This window comes from Paenibacillus sp. BC26, from assembly GCF_900116125.1.
In the GTDB taxonomy this organism is placed as follows: Bacteria; Bacillota; Bacilli; order Paenibacillales; family Paenibacillaceae; genus Paenibacillus_Z; species Paenibacillus_Z lignilyticus.
The window spans coordinates 752,481-771,975 of the sequence record NZ_FPAD01000002.1; the positions used below are offsets into that span (position 1 = coordinate 752,481).

15 protein-coding genes are annotated in these 19,495 nt (G+C 53.6%); 2 read left to right on the forward strand and 13 right to left on the reverse strand.

The genetic code is table 11. The features are described from left to right. Nucleotides 1-89: 89 nt before the first annotated feature. The 5 genes from BM412_RS19510 to BM412_RS19535 form a co-directional block, all read right to left on the reverse strand. Complete coding sequence (locus BM412_RS19510; protein ID WP_091222043.1) at nt 90-1,262, reverse strand: ABC transporter permease; 1,173 nt, start codon at nt 1,260-1,262, stop codon at nt 90-92. Then, nucleotides 1,228-1,959: an ABC transporter ATP-binding protein gene (locus BM412_RS19515; RefSeq protein WP_091222046.1), complete on the reverse strand. Its 732-nt coding sequence runs from the start codon at nt 1,957-1,959 to the stop codon at nt 1,228-1,230. Before BM412_RS19515 ends, BM412_RS19510 begins: the two co-directional genes overlap by 35 nt. Then, complete coding sequence (locus BM412_RS32185) at nt 1,959-3,380, reverse strand: efflux RND transporter periplasmic adaptor subunit (protein WP_091222048.1); 1,422 nt, start codon at nt 3,378-3,380, stop codon at nt 1,959-1,961. Before BM412_RS32185 ends, BM412_RS19515 begins: the two co-directional genes overlap by 1 nt. Next, complete coding sequence (locus BM412_RS19525; RefSeq protein ID WP_091222051.1) at nt 3,377-4,093, reverse strand: hypothetical protein; 717 nt, start codon at nt 4,091-4,093, stop codon at nt 3,377-3,379. Before BM412_RS19525 ends, BM412_RS32185 begins: the two co-directional genes overlap by 4 nt. Before the next feature lie 1,164 nt (nt 4,094-5,257). Then, nucleotides 5,258-6,037 carry a phytanoyl-CoA dioxygenase family protein gene (locus tag BM412_RS19535; protein ID WP_091222056.1) on the reverse strand — a complete coding sequence of 260 codons (780 nt, stop codon included), beginning with the start codon at nt 6,035-6,037 and terminating at the stop codon, nt 5,258-5,260. A gap of 143 nt (nt 6,038-6,180) precedes the next feature. Between BM412_RS19535 and BM412_RS19540 the strand changes: the two genes are divergently transcribed. Beyond that, nucleotides 6,181-7,065: an AraC family transcriptional regulator gene (locus tag BM412_RS19540; RefSeq protein WP_091222058.1), complete on the forward strand. Its 885-nt coding sequence runs from the start codon at nt 6,181-6,183 to the stop codon at nt 7,063-7,065. Between the two features lie 57 nt (nt 7,066-7,122). Here the strand turns inward: BM412_RS19540 and BM412_RS19545 are convergent, their stop codons facing one another. The 4 genes from BM412_RS19545 to BM412_RS19560 form a co-directional block, all read right to left on the reverse strand. Continuing rightward, a complete protein-coding gene (locus BM412_RS19545) occupies nt 7,123-7,875 on the reverse strand; it encodes a response regulator transcription factor (protein WP_091222061.1) in 753 nt (250 codons plus the stop codon). Nucleotides 7,876-7,907: 32 nt separating this feature from the next. Continuing rightward, entirely contained in the window at nt 7,908-8,738 is an 831-nt protein-coding gene (locus BM412_RS19550) for a carbohydrate ABC transporter permease (protein WP_091222064.1), read from the reverse strand. Nucleotides 8,739-8,741: 3 nt separating this feature from the next. Further along, entirely contained in the window at nt 8,742-9,626 is an 885-nt protein-coding gene (locus BM412_RS19555; RefSeq protein WP_091222066.1) for a carbohydrate ABC transporter permease, read from the reverse strand. A gap of 94 nt (nt 9,627-9,720) precedes the next feature. Next, the gene (locus tag BM412_RS19560) at nt 9,721-11,079 is read right to left on the reverse strand and encodes an ABC transporter substrate-binding protein (protein WP_091222069.1); all 1,359 of its coding nucleotides are present in this window, start codon (nt 11,077-11,079) and stop codon (nt 9,721-9,723) included. 229 nt (nt 11,080-11,308) lie between these two features. On the opposite strand from BM412_RS19560, the gene BM412_RS19565 reads away from it, so the two are divergent. Beyond that, complete coding sequence (locus BM412_RS19565; RefSeq protein ID WP_091222957.1) at nt 11,309-12,253, forward strand: glycoside hydrolase family 113; 945 nt, start codon at nt 11,309-11,311, stop codon at nt 12,251-12,253. A 48-nt stretch (nt 12,254-12,301) separates the two neighbouring features. Here the strand turns inward: BM412_RS19565 and BM412_RS19570 are convergent, their stop codons facing one another. From BM412_RS19570 to BM412_RS19585, 4 genes are all read right to left on the reverse strand, one after another. Continuing rightward, nucleotides 12,302-13,693, reverse strand: a complete 1,392-nt coding sequence (locus BM412_RS19570; RefSeq protein ID WP_177245939.1) for a sugar phosphate nucleotidyltransferase — start codon at nt 13,691-13,693, stop codon at nt 12,302-12,304. Nucleotides 13,694-13,739: 46 nt separating this feature from the next. Continuing rightward, complete coding sequence (locus BM412_RS19575) at nt 13,740-14,861, reverse strand: glycosyltransferase (protein WP_091222074.1); 1,122 nt, start codon at nt 14,859-14,861, stop codon at nt 13,740-13,742. Further along, nucleotides 14,858-15,673, reverse strand: coding sequence for a DUF6492 family protein (locus BM412_RS19580; protein WP_091222077.1), 816 nt, complete (start codon nt 15,671-15,673; stop codon nt 14,858-14,860). Before BM412_RS19580 ends, BM412_RS19575 begins: the two co-directional genes overlap by 4 nt. A gap of 156 nt (nt 15,674-15,829) precedes the next feature. After that, the gene (locus tag BM412_RS19585) at nt 15,830-19,468 is read right to left on the reverse strand and encodes a glycosyl hydrolase (RefSeq protein WP_177245940.1); all 3,639 of its coding nucleotides are present in this window, start codon (nt 19,466-19,468) and stop codon (nt 15,830-15,832) included. Nucleotides 19,469-19,495: the final 27 nt, after the last annotated feature.

The window sequence follows — 19,495 nt, forward strand, 5'->3', positions numbered from 1 at the left end:
TAAATATAATAAATAGGACGGTGAGGATATAAAAAAGAGGAGCGCAGACGAGAAGGCTTCCCCTCACACCTGCGTACTCCTCTTGTGAGCTATTCAAATCGCAGTGCTTCAATCGGTCTAAGATTAGATGCTTTGTTCGCCGGAAACAGGCCGAACACCACGCCGATGAAGACCGAGAATCCGAATGCCAAGCCGATAATCGGCAGCGACAAGACGACCGTCATGCTCATCGCCTTGGATAACAGCTGCGAGGCTCCGACACCGATCCCCACACCCAGCAAACCGCCTAGACCACTTAAGGCGATGGCCTCGATCAGGAATTGAGTCAAGATATCCTTTTTCTTCGCGCCAATCGCTTTGCGTATGCCGATTTCCCGCGTCCGTTCGGTGACGGACACGAGCATAATATTCATGATGCCGATGCCGCCAACAAGCAGGGAAATGGCTGCAACGCCGCCAAGCGCGAGCGACAGCGTATCCGAGATGCTGCTGAAGGAATCAAGCAAATCCTGCTGGTTGAAGACGCGGAAGCTGTCCGTATCGCCGCGGAACTTCTTCGTCAGCGCAGTTTCGAGCTCCGTCACGACTGCATCCATTTTGTCCGCATCCGCCACTTGCACGTTGATCGTCTTGACCCCTTTGGACTTAAACAACCTCTCCGCCGTTGTAATCGGGATTACGACAACCTCATCGTTTGAGCCTGTCAGCGAGCTCCCCTTGGAAGCCAGCACGCCAACCACTTTGTACCTGACCCCGTTGATCAGAAACGTTTGGCCGACCGCGTTCGTCGTACCGAACAGATCCGTCGCCGTCGTCGATCCGAGCACCGCGATTTTCTGATAATAATCGAGGTCGATCTGCGCTACGAACCGTCCTGCCGCTACTTGATATTCCTTCACGTCCAGGTAGTCTTCCGTCGTGCCTACTACGCTGACCGACGTGCTTTCGCTACCGTTCTTAACGGTTGCGTTCGACTGATTAATCGGAGCGGCGAATGCAATGTCATCCTTCGCCGTAATCTCTTCCGCTTCCGTATAATCCACGGTCGTCTTGGAGCCTCGCCCCGTAATATTGACCGTGAGCAGGTTGGTGCCTAAGCTCTCCACCTGATCGGTGACCTGCTTCGTGGTCCCTTGGCCGACACCGACCAAGGCAATAACGGCCGCTACCCCGATAATGATGCCCAGCATCGTGAGCAGCGATCTCATTTTATTGGATAGGATGCTTTTAGCCGCCATTTTGAAGGCTTGACTGACGTTCACGTCTCTCACCGCCTTCTTCACTGATTTGACCATCTTGAATCCGCACAACCCGCCGCGCTTGCTGCGAAATCGCCGTATCATGCGTAATGAGGACAATGGTATGTCCTTGCTTGTTCAATTCCTTCATCAGCCCCATAACCTCGATCCCCGTACGGGTATCAAGTGCTCCGGTCGGCTCATCGGCCAGCAGAATCGGCGGGTTGCCCGCCAATGCTCTTGCAATGGCTACGCGCTGCTGTTGTCCGCCGGACAGCTCGCTTGGTTTATGCTTGACGCGCTCTTCGAGTCCCACCTTGGTGAGCGCCTCGATAGCCTGCTCCTTGCGCTGCTTGGCCGGAATGCCACGGTAGATGAGCGGAAGCTCCACATTTTCAAGCGCCGACAGCTTATTGAGCAAATTGAAGCCTTGAAAAATAAACCCGATCTTGCTGTTGCGAATTTCAGCGAGCCTGTTCTCCCGAAGCCGGCTGACTTCCTCGCCATCCAGCCAATACTTGCCTTCGGTCGGCGCATCCAAACAGCCGATAACGTTCATCAGCGTCGACTTGCCGGAACCCGATGGTCCGATGATGGCGATAAAATCGCCATAGTCGACCTTCAGCGAAATGTCGCTAAGTGCGTGGACGGTTTCCCCGCCCATTTTGTACAGTTTGGACAAGTTCTCGATATGAATGAGTGGCTCACGGTTTGCTTCCATTAGCGTGATCCTCCGCCGCCGGTGCCTCCACCGCCTCCGCCTTGCGTACCTCCGGCACGCGTCTGAGCTCCGCCTCCGCCTGCTGCGCGTTCGACTCGAACACCGCCGCCTCCGCCGAAGCCGCCTCCGCCGCCAAACCCGCCGAAGCCTCCTGCTGCACCTGCGAAGCCTGCTTGCGCCCCGGTTGTACCGGTTGAAGCTACAACGGTTGGTACCACAACTTTGTCTCCTTCTTTAAGTCCGGACAAAACTTCGATAAAGTCTTCATTATGAATGCCGACTTCAATCATTTGCGGAACGCCGTTGCCGAAGCGGCTGTTTGCGCCGTTTCTGCCGCCTGCGCGACCGGCGAACTGACCTCCGCCTGCTCCTGCTTGGCCGCTGAATTGGCCTCTGCCCTGACCTTGGCCCTGCGTTTGCTGATCGCCGCTAGTGCCCGCTTTATCCGTCGTCGCATCTGTTTTAACGTCGCTTGGCGGGGTTTGCCCGCCTGCAGCACCGGTACTTGCCGTTTGCGTTCCGGCCGGGAGCATAACCATGTAACGTTTGCCTAACGATTGAACGGCATCAATCGGCAGCATCAGCGTATTTTCTTTCTTCTCGATCTCGATGCTGGCTTCCGCGGACATGCCGCTCTTGAGATTTTGCGCTTTATCCAAGGCAACTGTAACGTCAAATGATGCTACTCCGTTGCTTGCCGTACCTTCGTCAGCGATTTTGACCACTTTGCCTGTGAAGGTCTGATCAGCCAATGCTTCAACGGATATTGTTGCGCTTTGGCCTGCTTTCACCTTGGCAATATCGAGCTCGTCGATGCCAACCACCATTTGCAAAGATGCATAATTCGCGATGGTTAGAACTTCGGTCGAAGGATTCAAAGAGTCCCCTGCGGCAATCGACAACGTTGTAACTGTGCCATCGATTGGCGCTGTCATGGTGCTTCCTTCTTGGCCATCCTCCAAGTCGGCAATCGATGTTCTGGATTGCTCGATCGCCAGCTGTTGTTTCTTCAAGCTCAGTTTAATGTTGGAAATGTCGGCTTCCTCTGTCGCTGTTTTCAGCTTGGACTGCGTATCCTCCAAGTCTAGCAGCTTGCTTTCGAGGTTGAGCTTTTCCGATTTGATTTTGTCGGAGTTGTCGACGCCTTCGATTGTGAGCAATACATCGCCTTTCTTGACGATGTCGCCTTCTTTCACGTTAACTTTATCGACCGTACCTTGCTCGGACGCTTTAACCGTTTGTTTGTCGAGCGGAGCCAAGCTGCCTGTTCCGCTCACATGGACCTCAATCGTACCTTTAACTACTTGGGTCGTGGATTGCACCTGTGCCAACGGCTTCTCCTTCGTTCCCATTTTCATATAAACCACTACTGCGGCCGCAACTAGCAGCACACCGATTCCGAGCAGCCACCATTTTCTCATTGCCCGTTTCCTGCCTTTCCTTGGGTTCCCGGATTGAACCGGAGCGTGATATACTGCGCCGTCTTGTTATCGGAGGACAGCCATACGGTAAGGATGTCGCCTTCTTTGAGATCAGCGGCTTTGAGCGCTTTGGTAGTCATGCCATCTTGACCGCGGCTCATCGTTACGATCTCCGTGTCGGCATCCACCGCTACCGTTGTCTGCGCATCTTCGAATTTCATTTGATCCATGAAGCCTGCGCCGCTTCCGAATCTGCCGCCTTGACGCTTGCCGCCTTGTGCGCCGTCTGCGCCGGCGTTGCCTTGAGGGGCATCAGCCGGGGCATCGCCTTGCGATGCGGTGCCGTTGCCGGCTGGGGGAGCTTCCCCCTCAGGTGCCGTGCCGTTGCCTTCTCGGCCTTCGCCGGATTGGGCTTGCCCGTCCCGATTCGGACGTTGGCCAACGCCGCCTCCGAACCCGCCACCGCCGCGCGGCATATCCGCCGGAGATAACGTTGATTTCTGCACGATAATCGATTCGCCTGACACCTTCACCACTTTAGCCAAAAAGTCCGCCGTCCGATCCGGCTGATTCACACCGCCGCCATTAAATCCGCCGACAGCCGCTTGTCCGTTATTAGTCGGCTGCTGCTCGTCGTTTTGCGCGCCGCATCCCGTCAGCATCGCCGTCAGCAGCATTGCTGCGGCCATTAATTTCAAACTGGAACGATCCATAAGGTTAGGATTCCACCTCTCTATTTGTTCTCCGCTATTCACAATAGCACGCATAAATGAAGTCCATGTGAAGAGACATGAACTGGTGGTGGCGCGTTGGGGGATGGTTTCCGGACTCTCGGTCACGGCTTGCATGCGCGGAATGGGTTGGTTTGGTTGCTGAGAGTTCTGTTTTGAAACTTTCAGCTTCTCTTTCGAGTGTTCTTGCTGTTGAGAGTTCGGTTTTCGCACTCTCAGCATTCAACGAGCACGGCATTCGGTTAGTTTGGTTGCTGAGAGACGGATTTCCCGACTCTCAGCTTGTTTTTGCAGCGGATTTGGCACTAAGAGTCGGGTTTTCCGACTCTCAGCCTCCGGCGCTGACAGGATTCAGTTAGTTTGGTTGCTGAGAGACGGATTTCCCGACTCTCAGCTTGTTTTTGCAGCGGATTTGCCGCTGAGAGTCGGGTTTTCCGACTCTCAGCTTGTTTTTGCAGCGGATTTGCCGCTGAGAGTCGGGTTTTCCGACTCTCGCGAAGAAATAACCTCGAGAATGGAGCGAATCTGGCAATATTGCGGGACTGTTAGCGGTATATCCGCTTTCGAACTCAAGACGTGTTAGTTTGATCTCAAAATGCGCTATATTCGCTTATTGGAGTGAAAAATAGTAAGGCTAGAGTGAAATTGAAGGTTTATGAGGTCCGGTGTGCGGGGTGCGAGGTGCCGGATTGACGGAGGAAAACGGGAGTCACGAAGGTTTGCGGTCGGTGTGGATATTTGCTGCGATTGAAATGTTGGTGGGTGTGGTGGGTGTGGTGAGTGTGGTAGGTGTGGTGAGTGTGGTGAGTGTGGTGAGTGTGGTGGGTGTGGTGAGTGTGGTGGGTGTGGTGGGTGTGGTGAGTGTGGTGGTACGGATCTTGCTGAAGTTACGAAGGTTTGCGGTCGGTTCGAAGGTTTGCTGCAGTTGCAGTGTTGGTGGGTGCAGTTGGTGCAGTTGGTGCAGTTGGTGCAGTTGGTGCAGTTGGTGCAGTGAGTGTGGGTGTGAGTGCAGGTGTGCAGTCGGTGCGGATATTTGCTGCGGTTGCAGTGTTAGTGTTTGCGGGTATGTGTGGGTGCGGTCGGTGCAATAGGTACTGCGGAGGACACAAAAAAACCGGACAGGATTCCCTCCTGTCCGGCCGCTTATTAAATAGAAATAACCGAATATTCCGGTCTTGCTTTGTTGAAGTTCGGGTTCTCGCCGCATACCATGAGGCCCATGCCCCAGTTGATATGCTCTTGTTTGGATGGGAAGTCTGTCGCGCTGCGGTATTGGAACAGCACGTTGCGGCGAGTGCGCTCGCTGCGGTTGGCCGGTGAGCCGTGGATCGTCAAGTAGTTGAAGAACAGCACGTCGCCAGCTTCCGCCACACATGGCACGCCATCGGATACCGGATATTCCTTCGCATTCAGGTAATGTCTGCCCATGTGAGGCAGTTCGCCCCATTTGTGCGAGCCCGGCATAACGTGCAAGCAGCCATTTTCCAAGTCTGCATCGTCCAGGTGGACGCTTGCAGCCAGCATCGTGTGCTGCTCATGCGGGAAGTACGGGTGATCTTGGTGCATTGGGAACGCGGCACCGTTTTCCGGCGGCTTCACCAGCATTTTGGAATGGTGCAGCTGCACGTTCGGTCCGATGATTTGCGACAGCACATCCGTCATGTTCGGGTGCGACAAAGCGCGAAGGAAAGATGCATCATGGTAATGCACATCATGGAAGCCTTTCAGAACGAGCTTCTTCAATTCTTCGGCCGGCAGGAAGTCACCTTGCCACTGCGCATTGTGGTCCATATTCGCTCTTGCCGCGCGATCGATAATCCCGTCCACCGCTTTACGCATCTGTACGATTTCCTCTTTGTTGAATACGCCTTTCACTAGCAAATAACCATTTTCTTTGTAAAATTCTACATCCTGAGCTGTTATCATGCTACAATCCTCCTATGAATGAATTCGCTTTCCTATGACCTTATTGTAGTAGAATCAAGGGGTTTCGGTCTTTAGCCGTTGAAGCCAGCTTTTTGTCTTTTCACGCCATTCAATATCAACCTGTACGGAGGTGCCTGTTTGTCATGTATCTGTGGGAAGAAAGCGACACTTGGCTGAATCAATACGCCTTGCGGCTTAAAACAGCCGAAGCGACATTTACCGTTCATTACTGGGGCGTGCACGAGCGCCATACTTCCAATTTTCTGCATAAGCATTCTTTCTTCGAAATTTGCTATGTGCTTGGCGGTAAAGGCTCCTATCTCGACGACGGCATCACCTACCCGCTGCAGAAGGGGACGATGTTCTGCTCCCGCCCCGGCATCACGCACTTCATCCAAGGGGAGCCGGAGAACAGCTTGCTCTTCGTAGCCTTCGAGCTCGACGAGAAAGGAAGCTCTGATGCGATACGCGACGCTTTCCAAGCGCTTGCGGAAACGGAAACCTGCGTCGTCCAAAACACCGACGATATGCCTGCCGCCGAGCTGTGGCGGTCGCTGCTGAGACGCCCCGGAGATTCGCCCTCTTTGCCGGATTCGGTGCTCCCTCAGCTCGCGGCCTCGCTTCTGCTTGCCTTGCCCGGCGTATTCTGCAAGCCGTTAATGCAGCCCAACTTGCCGGCCATGCCGCGCCGAAGCTCTACAGCACTGCTGAAGCAGGCGAAGCTCTTCATCACCGATAACTTAAACGATGACGAGCTGTCGCTCGATAAGGTCGCAGCCCAGATCAATCTATCGCCGCGCCACCTGTCCCGCCTGTTCTCTTCAGGCGTCAACGAATCCTACACCAATTACGTCCGCCAGCAGCGCGTTCGCCGAGCAGCCGAGCTGTTGCGCTACTCCGAGCTGACGATCAAGGAAATCGCGGAACGGACCGGCTTCGGCTCTGTCCATTATTTCACGCGTACCTTCCACTCGCTCATGCATGTAACGCCGGCCAAATTCCGCGACGATTCACGCTCCCATGACTAAAGAAGGCTAGCCGAACTCAATCGTCCGGCTAGCCTCCACTAATCAAACATCGCTCCCCTATGGCCAGCGATGCTTGTCTTTATAATCCTTCGGCGTCACGCCGACCATTTTCTTAAACAGCTTATTGAAATAAACCGGATCGCTGTAACCGACGAGATGCGAAATCTCGTAATTTTTCAAATGCGGATGATCGGCCAGGAACTGCTTCGCCTTCTCAATGCGGAGCTGAATCAAATAGTCCGTAATCGTCATCGACGTCTTATGCTTGAACAGCCTGCTGATGTAGCTCGCATTCATCCCAACGCTGTCAGCCAGCCGCTCCAGCTCGAAGTTCTTATCATATTCCCGGTCCAGAATATCCTTCATCTGTTCAATAATATAATGGTCGCTTTCCAGCTGCGCACCGTCTTCCGCCGAAACCTCGCTCACAGCGCTCTTCTCCAAACGGATTTTCCCGAGCAAGTCGAACAACGCACTCTTATCCACCGGCTTCAGCAAGTAGTCTCTAACCCCAAACCGCAGCGCAGACCGGGCATATTCAAAATCGCTAAAACCGCTCAGAATAATAATGGTAATGTTCTTGTATTTCTCCCGCACAAGCTCGCTCAGCTTCAGCCCGTCCATCATCGGCATCTTAATATCCGTTATGAGCACATCCGGCTCTTGGCTCTCATGCCCAAGCAGGAAATTCCACGCCTCCTGACCGTTGCTGAAAGAGCCGATCACATCATGCGTTTCATCGCTCTTCGAAATGATTTTCTCGAGGCCAAGACGGATGAACTGCTCGTCGTCCACGATCATGATTTTCATGTCTTTTCCTCACCGCCCAAGCGAAAGTAGCCTTATTTTACCGCACCGCTCGTCACGCCGGCAAAAATATATTTCTGCAGGAACAAGTACAGCAGCGAAGTCGGAATCATGATGATGATAATGGCTGCCGAGATGCTCTGCCAATCCCCGCTGTTTACGCCGAAGAATCGCATCAATGAGGTCGATACAACGACCAACTCCGGCGTCGGCATATATAGGAATGGCGTGTAAATATCGTTATAAATGCTGATCGTCTTCAGAATCACGATCGTCGCCGTTGCAGGTGCCAGCAGCGGGAAAATAATCGTCGTATAGATTTTGAACAGTGACGCTCCTTCGATCATCGCACTTTCATCCAGCTCATACGGCACATTGCGAATGAACTGCAGATAGATGTAGATTTGCAAAATATCAGCGCCAATATAGATCAGCATCGGTCCCATCAGGTTATTCGTCAGATGAAGCGATTGAATCGTCTTGAAGTTGACGACCTGCGTCGTAATCGAAGGGATGACCGTCGCCATCAGAAACAGACCGACGAGGAAACCTTTGAACCTGAACGTGAACCGCCCAACCGCGTAACAGAACGCCGAGCCGAGCACGATATTCAGAATCAGCGTAACCGCAACAATAACCAGTGTATTGCCAAAAGCCTTCGTCATATTCGCCTGCTGGAACGCATGCACGAAATTGCCGAAATGGAAGAACGAATCCGGCAAGGACATCGTCGACTTCGTCTGGAACTCTTCCTTCGTCTTGAAGGCATTCACGATAATGACGTAAGGCGGGAATACGATTATGAAAGCCGCGAACAGCAGCGTCAAATATTTCACAGTGGATGCAACCGGATTGTGCGTGCGCATGCCCTAGTCCCCTCCTTTGCTGAAGAGCAGACGCTGAATCGATAGCACAAGCACTACTATTAATAGAAGCACGACGCTCATCGCCGATGCCAGGCCGTAATTATTGAATTGGAATGCCGTTGCAATGATTTTGAACACATAGGTCTCGCTCGCGCCTGCCGGTCCGCCGTTCGTCAACACAAACGGAAGGTCGAATACCTCAAGCGCTCCGGTGACGGTTAGGAACAGGTTAAGCTCGATGATTTTATAAATATTAGGCAAGGTAATGAACAGAAATTGTTTCCACGAGTTCGCCCCGTCGATTTGCGCCGCCTCGTACAGATCCGATGGAATGGACTGCAGCGCCGCCAAATAGATGACCATGTTAAAGCCCATAAACCGCCAGAAGCCGATCGAAGCCAGCGTGTAGTTGACGAAGGATTCGCTGCCGAGCCAGCTGGTTTCGCCGCTCAGGCCGATCGCAGCAAGCAGCGTATTAAGCGAGCCTTGCGTCGTGTCAAACACATAACCAAACAGGTATGCCACCGCCACGCCGTTTAGGATATATGGTAAAAAGAGCAGCAGTCTGAAGAAATACCGTCCCTTCAGCTTGCCGTTCAAGACGATTGCAAAGTAAATGGCCGCAATGTTCTGCACGATCCCTACGGCGAAATAGGCAAAATTGTGCTTAAACACGCCGAAGATATCGGGGTCGGTGAATACTTCCTTGTAATTGTCCCAGCCGATCCATTCTTTATCCGGGCTCAGCCCATCCCAGCTCGTGAAGCTAAGGTGAAACAGCTCCAAGGTCGGATAATACGAGAAAGTCAACAGCAGCAGCAGCGGTATGATCGTGAAGGATGTAATGATAATAATGCTCTGTTTCTTAAAAGAGAGGTTGCTTAGCATGATGCGATCATTCCTTTCCGCATTTCACCTTAGGCGGACGGCCCCCGACCTGCGAGAGCCGCTCCACCCAGGCAAAATCGCCCTAGCTTAACGATTATTTCACGATTTGTTTCTTCGCTTTCGCCCACTCTGCATTCACTTTATCCAGCACGGCTTGCGGGTTTTTGGAGAGTACGAACTCTTGAAGAACCGCATCCTGATCGATTTGCGCTTTATTCAAAATTTGCGTCGCTACGTCGTCGCCGGCTACAGCTTCAAAATAAGCCGGGCTGTACGTGTTGAATTCCGCCAGCTGCGCAAGCTTCGGTTGTTTGTCCTTCAAGGTCGGAATGAAGCCTGCGAACTCATCGTAGCCGGACTCCTCGATCATCCATTGCACGAACGCTTTAGCTGCTTCCACGTTGCCGTCTTTATTGACGCCATAGAACCAATCCGGGTTAAGAGGTGCTTTCGCTTGACCGGAGTTGTCGGCAGGGAATGGGAAGAAACCTACATCTTCCGCAGGTGCGCCGGCATCGATAACTTGGTTAATGACCCAGTTGCCAAGCAGGTACATCGCGAAGTTGCCTTGGGCTACATCCTTCTTGGACTGCTCCCAGTTCGTGGAGTTTACGTCCTTCTCAAGGAACCCTTTCTCTTTCAGCTCGCGGACGATGCTCCATGATTTGCCGTAAACGTTATCCATTGTGAATGGCGTGTCGGTGTCTTTACGTTTGTTCTGGTGATCTGCAGCCCCGCCGATAATCGTCGGTACATCGCCGGACCAAGCGCCAAGCGGCCATTTATCCTTGAAGTTCGATGCGAGCGGCACGATGCCGGCATCCTTCAGTTTCTGGCAGGCTGCCAGGAATTCATCGTAGGTTTTCGGTACTGCGGTAACGCCTGCTTTCTCGAAAGCTTTCTTGTTGTACACAATCCCCACCGTGCTGTTACCGGAGGAAATGCCGTATGATTTGCCTTCGAAGGATTTGAAATCTTTGAAGTAGATGTCGCCGGAGAACTTGATATCATCCAGCGGCGCAAAATATTTCGGGTAATCGGAGTTAGGAATCAATCCGCCGAGCAGCACGACATCCGGGTAAGTGCCGGAAGCGATGCGGATTTTCTCGTTTTTCTCATAGTCGGTAATGGCTTCGAATTGCAGGTCTACGCCGGGATATTTCGCTTCGAACCGTTTCTCGTAATCGTTGTACTCCTTGTCGACCATATCCGTACGGTTCGTTAGGAACACGACTTTGCCGCTCAGTTCCTTCGTGTCTCCGCCATCGTTCGACGCTGCCGCGTTGTTCGTGGTTGCATCGTTCGTAGCCGCTGCGTTATTCGTAGTATCTGCATTTGCCGTGTCCGTTGCCGCGTTAGCGTTCGTGTTTGCGCTTTCATTATTGCTGCCGCAAGCAGCCAGCGAGGTGACGAGAAGAAGTGAAATCATCGTGTACGAGATCGTTTTTTTCATTTTGTTCCCCCTGTTTCGGTTATGATATCGCTTACATGTGTAACTATATGCCAATCGCGAAGGGGGTAAAATGGTTTCAATTGTGATTTGTAGTCTTCAATTGACTTTATGGCCGGCGCCGATAAATGTCTATTGACTGCACTCCCTCGCATTTGTTTTACTGGAGCAATGAAGCAGGAACTACTAGGCTGCGAACCAAAAAGGAGACTGAGACGGCGTGCAGAAGTCGATGAACTACTATGGCGGAATGACCTGGGGCTGGACCGGAATTAGAGAAACTTGGAAGACCGAGCAGGCGGAACGCTCGATGGAGCTGATGAAAGAAGGGCTGGCCGTTAACTGGACGGCAATTACCTTCGCGGCGCTGCAGGCGCATCCGCAGGCAACGGAAATTAAGTACGAGGACGCGCCTACCGTGACGGATGAGGAAGTACGCTGGGCCATTGAGAAAGCAAAATCGCTAGGTCTACAGGTCTGTCTAAAGCCGGTCGTCAATTGCGCGAACGGCACTTGGCGCGCACATATTAACTTCTTCGATGCGGATGTCCCGTGCGAGCCGAAGTGGTCGGAATGGTTCGCTTCGTATACCCGCTTCATGCTCCATTACGCGCAGATCGCGGAAGAAACCGGCTGCGAGATGCTGTGCATCGGATGCGAAATGGTGCAAACGGATCGGCGGGCTGCGGAGTGGCGCGCTTTAATCGCGGAGGTAAGACGTGTCTACTCCGGCGTCATTACGTACAATTGCGACAAATACCAAGAGAACCAAGTGAGCTGGTGGGATGCGGTGGACGTTATTTCGTCCAGCGGCTATTATCCGATCGACACTTGGGAGGAGCAGCTTGACCGGATCGGGGCTGTCGTGAAGCAGCACGGCAAGCCGTTTATGTTCATGGAAGCGGGCTGCCCAAGCCGCGAGGGTTCGCAGCATCTGCCGAACGATTGGGGATTGCCGGGCGAAGCTAGCGAGGATGTTCAAGCGCGGTATTACGAAGCCATGTTCAGCCATTGCGACAAGCGGGACTGGGTAGAGGGCTTCATGCTGTGGGATTGGCCGGCTAAGCTGTACAAGCCGGAGGACGCAGCGGCTAACAAGGACTACTGTATGTACGGCAAGAAAGCCGAAGCTATCGTCCGAAACTACTATAGCGCGAAGACGGTTATTTATAGTTAATAGAAAGGGACCTCGCCTGCGAGGTCCCTTTTGCCTTTTGTCGCTCCATCAGCCATTCGTGCACAGCCTGATCGTATCCTTCCACGTTACTGCGATACGCCGGACATCTTCCTCGGCCAAGCCGGTGCCGATCTGGATGACCATATATTCGAGCCGCGTAATCGCCAGAACGGCATGTTTCGCGCCTGCGGGAATTTGCAGCACGTTGCCGGAACGAATCGGAGCTTGCACGCCCTCCAATATGAACGTTCCCGTGCCGGAGAGAATGACCCACGTTTCCTGTCTGCTCGCGTGAAGGTGGTAGCTTGTATGCTTCCCGGGCAGCATGTCGATCTTCTTCGTTAACGTTTCCGAAGCGGCATCTGTCTTGGAATGATCCAGAATGTGGTAGGTTCCCCACCGTTTCTCTCCGGACCTCGGCTGCTCCGACCCGCTCAGCAGCTGTTTGATCTGATTGGATTTCCCTTTATCGGCTACAAGTATGCCGTCCGTGCTCGCCGCTACTATAACATTCGAAACGCCGATGACATGAATCGGGCAGTCCAGCTCATTCACGATATGCGATTGCATGCAATCGCCCGTCAGCTCTCCAAGGCCGATGACGCTCCCGCCAAAATAATCCGGAAATACCCGCCAGTCCCCAAGATCCTTCCAGCCTTTATCATACGGAATGACCACCGCTTGCGCCGTTGTCTCCGCAACCTCCACATCGAAGCTAGCTTCCGGAAGCTGCTCGTAGCAGCCCAGCAGTTCTTCGTACCCGGTAGGCAGCCCTTTGTTCGTCAAGCATGCAAGCATGAAGGATAACGGAAACGCGAAAACGCCGCAGTTCCACATCGCATGACTGTCGATCAGGCCGGCGGCAACCTCTTCATCCGGCTTTTCCACGAACCTGGCTATGGAGAGAAACTCGCTTGAGCTTGCGACCGCCGCAGTGCCATCGATCGGATGTGGAACGATATAGCCATATTGACTGGAGGGATGGCTGGGAGTCGTTCCGAGCAGCGCCAAATTCGTGCCCGACTGCGACAGGACCTCCGGAAACGTCATGAGCTGTTTAAAGAAAGCCGACTCGACATAAATATCCGCCGGCATCACGCAGATCGTTTCGCTCGGCGCAACCTGAAGCTTGTCATGCAGATAGGCAGCTGCCAACGCAACGGCCGTGAAGGTCCCTCTTCTATAGGGCTCGGCAATAAAGGACAGCTTGTCGCCGACTTGATTGGCCGTAATTTCCGCTTGGTTCTCATGCGCGACAATCGTGGTAGCCGAAAGCAATCCCGCTTCTTCCAACTGGCTGCATACCCGCTGGATCATCGATTGTTTTCCGCCGTTTCCGCTCTCGTCCGGGAGGAGCTTCAGAAAGAGCTTTGACCGGACTCCGTTAGATAACGGCCACAGCCGCTTCCCTGAACCTCCGCTGAGCAGTATAACTCGCAAGTCCATCCCCCCTCGAACATACAATGAAGCCCGCGCGAGGCGAGCCTTATTTCCGCTTCCGAATCACCCTCTCTATTGCTTGCTTCAGCATGCGGCCCGACCGATCCCACGAAAGCTTTCGCGCGTCCAACCTCCCCTGCCGGCCTTTCTGCCTGCACAGCTTAGGGTTCTTATAGGCGGCCCTCATCTGCTTCTTTAAACCGGACATATCGGCCTCGGCCCAGCGCTGTCCCTTCTCCGAGAACAAATGGCGAAAGGTACGCGAGATGGAGGAAGCACGCCTCATGCTGTTGACGGGAGCTCCCAGCTTATAAGGGACCAGAAAGGCATTGCGGCGGTTCAAAAAATCCATCTGCCCGCCCCAGCCGGTCGCGATGACCGGAAGCCCGCTGGCCATCGCTTCCATAAACGGCATTCCAACGCCTTCCCCTCGGGTGGGAAGGACGAAAGCATGGCCCCGCGTGTACAAGCCGCGCAGCTTCTTCGGGCTTAACTGCCCGGCCATTATGATGACCGGAGCTGTCTTTTTGCGATGTAGGCCCAGTCTTTTTTTATAAGTGGAAACGCGGCTCCTAATCCATTTTGCATGCTCATTCTTCGCGTACCCGCTTGTTTTGATCACCAGAAGCACCTTGTCTGAGGCGGAGAATGCCTCCCAGTAGGCGCGGAGCAGCGCTTCGGGATTTTTTCGGTGCTGAAAGCCGAAAACCGATACGAAAATAAACCTTCCCTTTGCTCCTTTCACGTGGAGCTTCTTATTGCGGGGATGGAATGACCGAGCATTCACGCCATGGGGGACGATGTGGATCGGCGTTCTCACGCCGCTGTTTATCAGAGCCCGCTTATTCTGTTTCGAAGGGACGCAAACGGCATCAGCCTGATTAAGCGGCACCCTCCACCGCTTCGGGATTCGGGTTGTCTCCCAAACCGTATTCATGATGATAGCGTCGAACTGTCTTCTTGCGCGTCTCATGTTGATCGTGTTGGGAGAGAAATGATAGATTAGTATCTTCTTTCCCCGCATCCTTAAAGGACGGCCTCTTCTCGATGCTTCGACGGTGACGCGGACGCCTCGTCTCCTTAATGCCCGGACATATTCCCTGCTCGCAATGCCAAGACCGGAAGCCTTCTTGACGGGTCCGCGCCAAACGACGCTATAACGCTTCATTGCTTTCGTGTCCTGCGCGAATAGCCTTTGCGCTTATGGAACGAGACCGAACGGAACTTGCCGGCGAGCGACCTGGTCCGCTGCGGCGATAGCTGGGTCACGCTCATATTCAAGCCTTTGTTCAGCGCCTTTCTGATGCCGACGCCGCCGGGATTTCGGGAGTAGAGATAGTTGCCGTAGGTTTCGAATTCCGAGAAGGCAAACTGCTTCGTTTTGTCCATGCTTCTTAGGATCGCTCTATACCAGCTTGTGCCGTGCTTCGCCGCAATCGTTCGCTTCATCTGGCGCAGCTTCGATTTCTCGAACAGCATGTAGTGGGTGACGAAGGAGGCCGGCCGAGGCGCCTTCCTCCCCATGAGCTTGCTATAGGTGCGAAAATATTCCGGCTGGCTCCAGTTTCGGCAGTAGAAAAGCGTTTTGCCCCCTGACCGGAATACATGCGGCCGAATGAGCACGGTATCCGCATCGATGGCGAGAAAATAGTTCGACGAACAGACATTGTCTCCGCCCAGCTTCAAGAGCTGCTGGAACATCCAGCCCGAACGCTCCCATTTCTTGGAGCGGTAATTGATATGCTTCTTCGTAATCGGCAGCACGCGGTTCTCGTTGACGAACCTGCAGCCCTTGCGCCTGCACAGCGCTTTAATGCGGGTGCTGTTCGGCGATACGATGTTAATCCGGCCGATCGGATGCTTTACCTGTTTTCGAACGGCATTAATGACATAGGGGAGCGTAACGAGATCCTTCTCGATCGCCGGGATTAACACATCTATTTTCACCTTGCTGCTTCTGATCCGCGTGAGGCTTGGCATCGCTTCAACTCCCGTTAGCAGTAATGTGATCATGATATGCAGGCAAGGGAACGAGAAACAGGGCTTACGCCTCAGTAGGGTTAAACCAAAAAATAACCGTGCAAGGATATCCCCCGGCAACGGTCATTTTTCTCTTCGAACACTTGTTAAATTGGGCTATTCTTCATCCCGATCATATGTGAGTCTGACCGGGCCTAACAACCCCGAAGTCAACTCGCCTCTATAACGAGTAGGTATCGTAACGTAATGATTGGCCAGCGTATTATACACCGCAACTTCGATTGCATTCTCGCCGGGCTGCATCCATTCTGAAATATCCGCTTTCCATGGAGGTGCCACAAGGGTCCGAACCGGCTTCCCGTTTATGATCATTTCCGCAGTAGCCGAGACGTCTCCCAAATCCAGACTTACCTTTGCTTGCTTAGGATGCTTGGGCGACCTCCAATTGAACGTCTTCCGATATACAGCTCCTCCCGAATAACAGGTTAAGCCATCAATTGTTGACCAATCCCCTGCCGAAATCATGCCATCACCGCACCGGAGCTTGATTGGCTCCGGCACTGCAGCCCCCGCATAGCACGCTTTATCGTAATGGACTTGAATCGCCACTACGCTTACGCCGGAGATTCGATCATGCAGGGTGATTTGATAGCGGGTAGAACCATCATTGCCTGTCCCTGCATGTGCTGCCTGATATTCCATCCCGTCCACCCAAACCCGAACAGCCCCGTGGACATTGAAATCCAGCGCCTCGAGTCCCGGAGGAGCCGTAAATCGATAGCACCCTGAGGACCTGTCAACGCTGCCGGGGAACGCATCATATGCAAACATATTCGGATTGTTATGCCATGACATGGCGAGCGGCAGTCGATTCCCGCCTACCTCGATGAAGTCGGTCCGCTCGAACACGACATGTCCTCGACCCGTGCAATCATAGCGCATGAGAACCGCATTCATGCCTTGCCGAACCATTACGATATCCGCTTCATTCTCTACGGCTCGACCGTTCAACCACAGCTTCGCAGGAAGCATGCCTCCCATGCGCAGTCTGCCCGACGTCTCGCTCCCGGCATCAAAGGTTGACCATAAATAGGTTACCGTTCCCGCATCCTCCGGCTCATAGCGCGTATCCGTCATCGTGTACGCTGGTTTACCCAGCACGATAAAATCATCCGACATTTCCGCCTTCAATCCATGGTAGCCTTGATGGCCCGCGTCTCCCTCGATCCCGTAACGCGTTGAGAACTCTACGGTATTCCAAATCAGTTCTACGTCACCGGCTCTCACTACGCCGTCTGTCGGCGCCTCTGACATAGTCGCCAGCAAGGCTTCCAGTTCCTCCGAGCAATGTTCGATCGGTAAAGGTCCGGTCTTCCAGAGATAGGGACCGGTTCCATGCGTAGCCCGCCTCCACCCTGTATCATCGAACAGAGGGCTCGTCCAGTCCTTAGCTGCCGTTCGGCTCGCCCATGCAAAACGAAATTGACGGGCTTCGGCACCGATGAAGCTGCTCTCCGGCGGCTGCCGAAAATCGCCGAATCGGTTGTCCATCGTCGGCAGCAATCGGAACTGCCAGCTACCGTCCAGTTCAATGGTTTGCTGCTCCGCATCGTGATTGTCGGCATCCGTTAACGCGGGAACCCGTTCTTGATCGCTATGATCAAAAACGACCAATTGCATTTGATGGCGGCCCAAAGGCAGCAGGAGATAGGTTCCTTCCCCCGTAATCCGCTCCGCCTGAATGGGTTCTGCCGAACCATCCCATGGATTCCACAATTGAGCATGACCCTGACAGCGAAAGAAACACTCGCCGCCTTCGGGAATGCCATAGAGCGCATAGACATCCCGATTGCCGATTCTGCGATGCATGACATAGGGAAACTCATCCCCCGTAAACACGGAGCTGCAAGCGAAGTCGCGCGGGAAAGCATGACTGATAACCTCGGCTGCGGCGGCAAAAGAGCGAACCGTATGGGCCGTACCGCCTGCTGCATTCTTGTGCGTGCGACTTGCGGAAACCGACTTGGCGTCGGCAGCCGACCAGCCGAAGAGGGCTTTTACCTCTTCATCAAGTACAGGGTCAGCAGCACCGCTGCGATCGCTCGCTTCCGGCAGCCGATCGAGCGCAATGATCGTGCCGCCTGCTTCATGGAAGGCAAGCGCCTTCTTAAGCGTTGAATGCCGCACCGCGCGCATAGCCGGAAGTATCAGCACCCGATAGGTTTCTCCAGCTACATGAAGCGCTCGATCTCGAAGCTCTGCTCTGCCCAAGGATTGAAAGTCGATAAAATCGAAATCGATGCCTTGCTTGTACAGATATTCGCCTATGCCGAATGCCGCTTCGACCGAAGCCTCTCCGTCTAACCCTGCTTCCATCGCCTCTACGGGATACAAGACGGCAACGTCACATACATGCGTGCCTTGGCTGAGCAAATAGCTTAACCGTTCCGTGCAAGCGAGCAGCGTCTTCATGTGCGCCCAGTACGGCATGCGGAAGTGATTGCATGGCGGGGCCCACTCCCACCACCCGCCGATCGTCGTATAATAAAGCCCGTGAAGCGTAAGCAGATTATGTCCCGATACGTAATTTTTAAAAATAGCATCCGTCAGCCCGGCTGTAGTTGTTCCCCATCCGGAAGCATAGAAACCTTCCAGCCAAGTGCGCGGCCGCTCATACAGATGGGCAATCGAGCTGGCCACTTTATTCTTGATCAAATCGCATTCCAATCGGGGCTGATCGCATCCGGGTCCATGATTCCACCGTTGCGTTCGGAAGTAATCGCCGAACTCGGTAATGTCTTTGCCTCTTCCCCCGTGATCGCAGCCGAAGATCATCCCTCTTTCGTCATGCCAATCAAATACGGGCTTGAAGTAGTTTTCCTCCGAGAGCGCAACCATGACGTCTCCGTAATCGAGCCTAATCTTCGGCGTACGCGGGCCGATGTCAACGAATAGCCCGGCGAGCTCGGGAACGATATCGTACCCTTTCCGCTGCATAAACGCCTTGCGAAAGTTTTCGTTCCACAGCTTTCCTTTAATGCCGAACTCCAGTTCATCCGAGAAGAAGAAACCAAGCTTTGCGTTCGGAACGCCCTTCAGCCGGTCTTCAAAGCGCTGAAAGAAATGAGCGATCACCAATGCTCCGCTGTCCGGATGCATCGGATCGATCGATTGCGGTTTCGGATCGAAGTAAACGACGGCGATGTTCCATTCGCCTTCGGGTTTCTGCCACCTTAACTTCGAGCCGTCGGCAAAAGACAATAAGTCGATTCCTTCTTCGCCCCGCCTATAGGCCGTTATGGCAATTGTTCGCTCTGGAAGATCCCATGCGTTAACGCCGTCTTTCGCAGGCCAGTCCACGCAGGAAAGGTTCGTCCCCGAAACATCGGGACGCGCCGCGACGATTTCATCGGAATACCAGCCCTGCCCAAGCCATCCCAGCGTATAGTCGCTCAAGCTTACTGAAATACCGCAGGTGCCCGCCTTATCCGCAAACCAAGCGAAGAGCTCCCACCAAGCCTCGGAGAAGAGCGGCGGATCGCTCTCGTACGTTAATCCCCACGATGCTCCGCCCTTATCGCTATGTGCGTAATTGATCTGCAAGGAGGTAATATGGTGATCCTTCAGCTGCTCGAGCTGCCATTCCAAGCGCTCTTTCGTGAGCGTTTCGCCTTGCCACCAGTAGAAAGCGACTTCTCCATAGCCCTGCGGAGGATGCGCAAAACCCGGATAAACATCAAGCTCCGGACTCCTGCTGGGGAATCCACTGGCATTGCGAGTGGTCGTTGTTTGCATGCAGTTCATCCTCTCGATACGGAATCT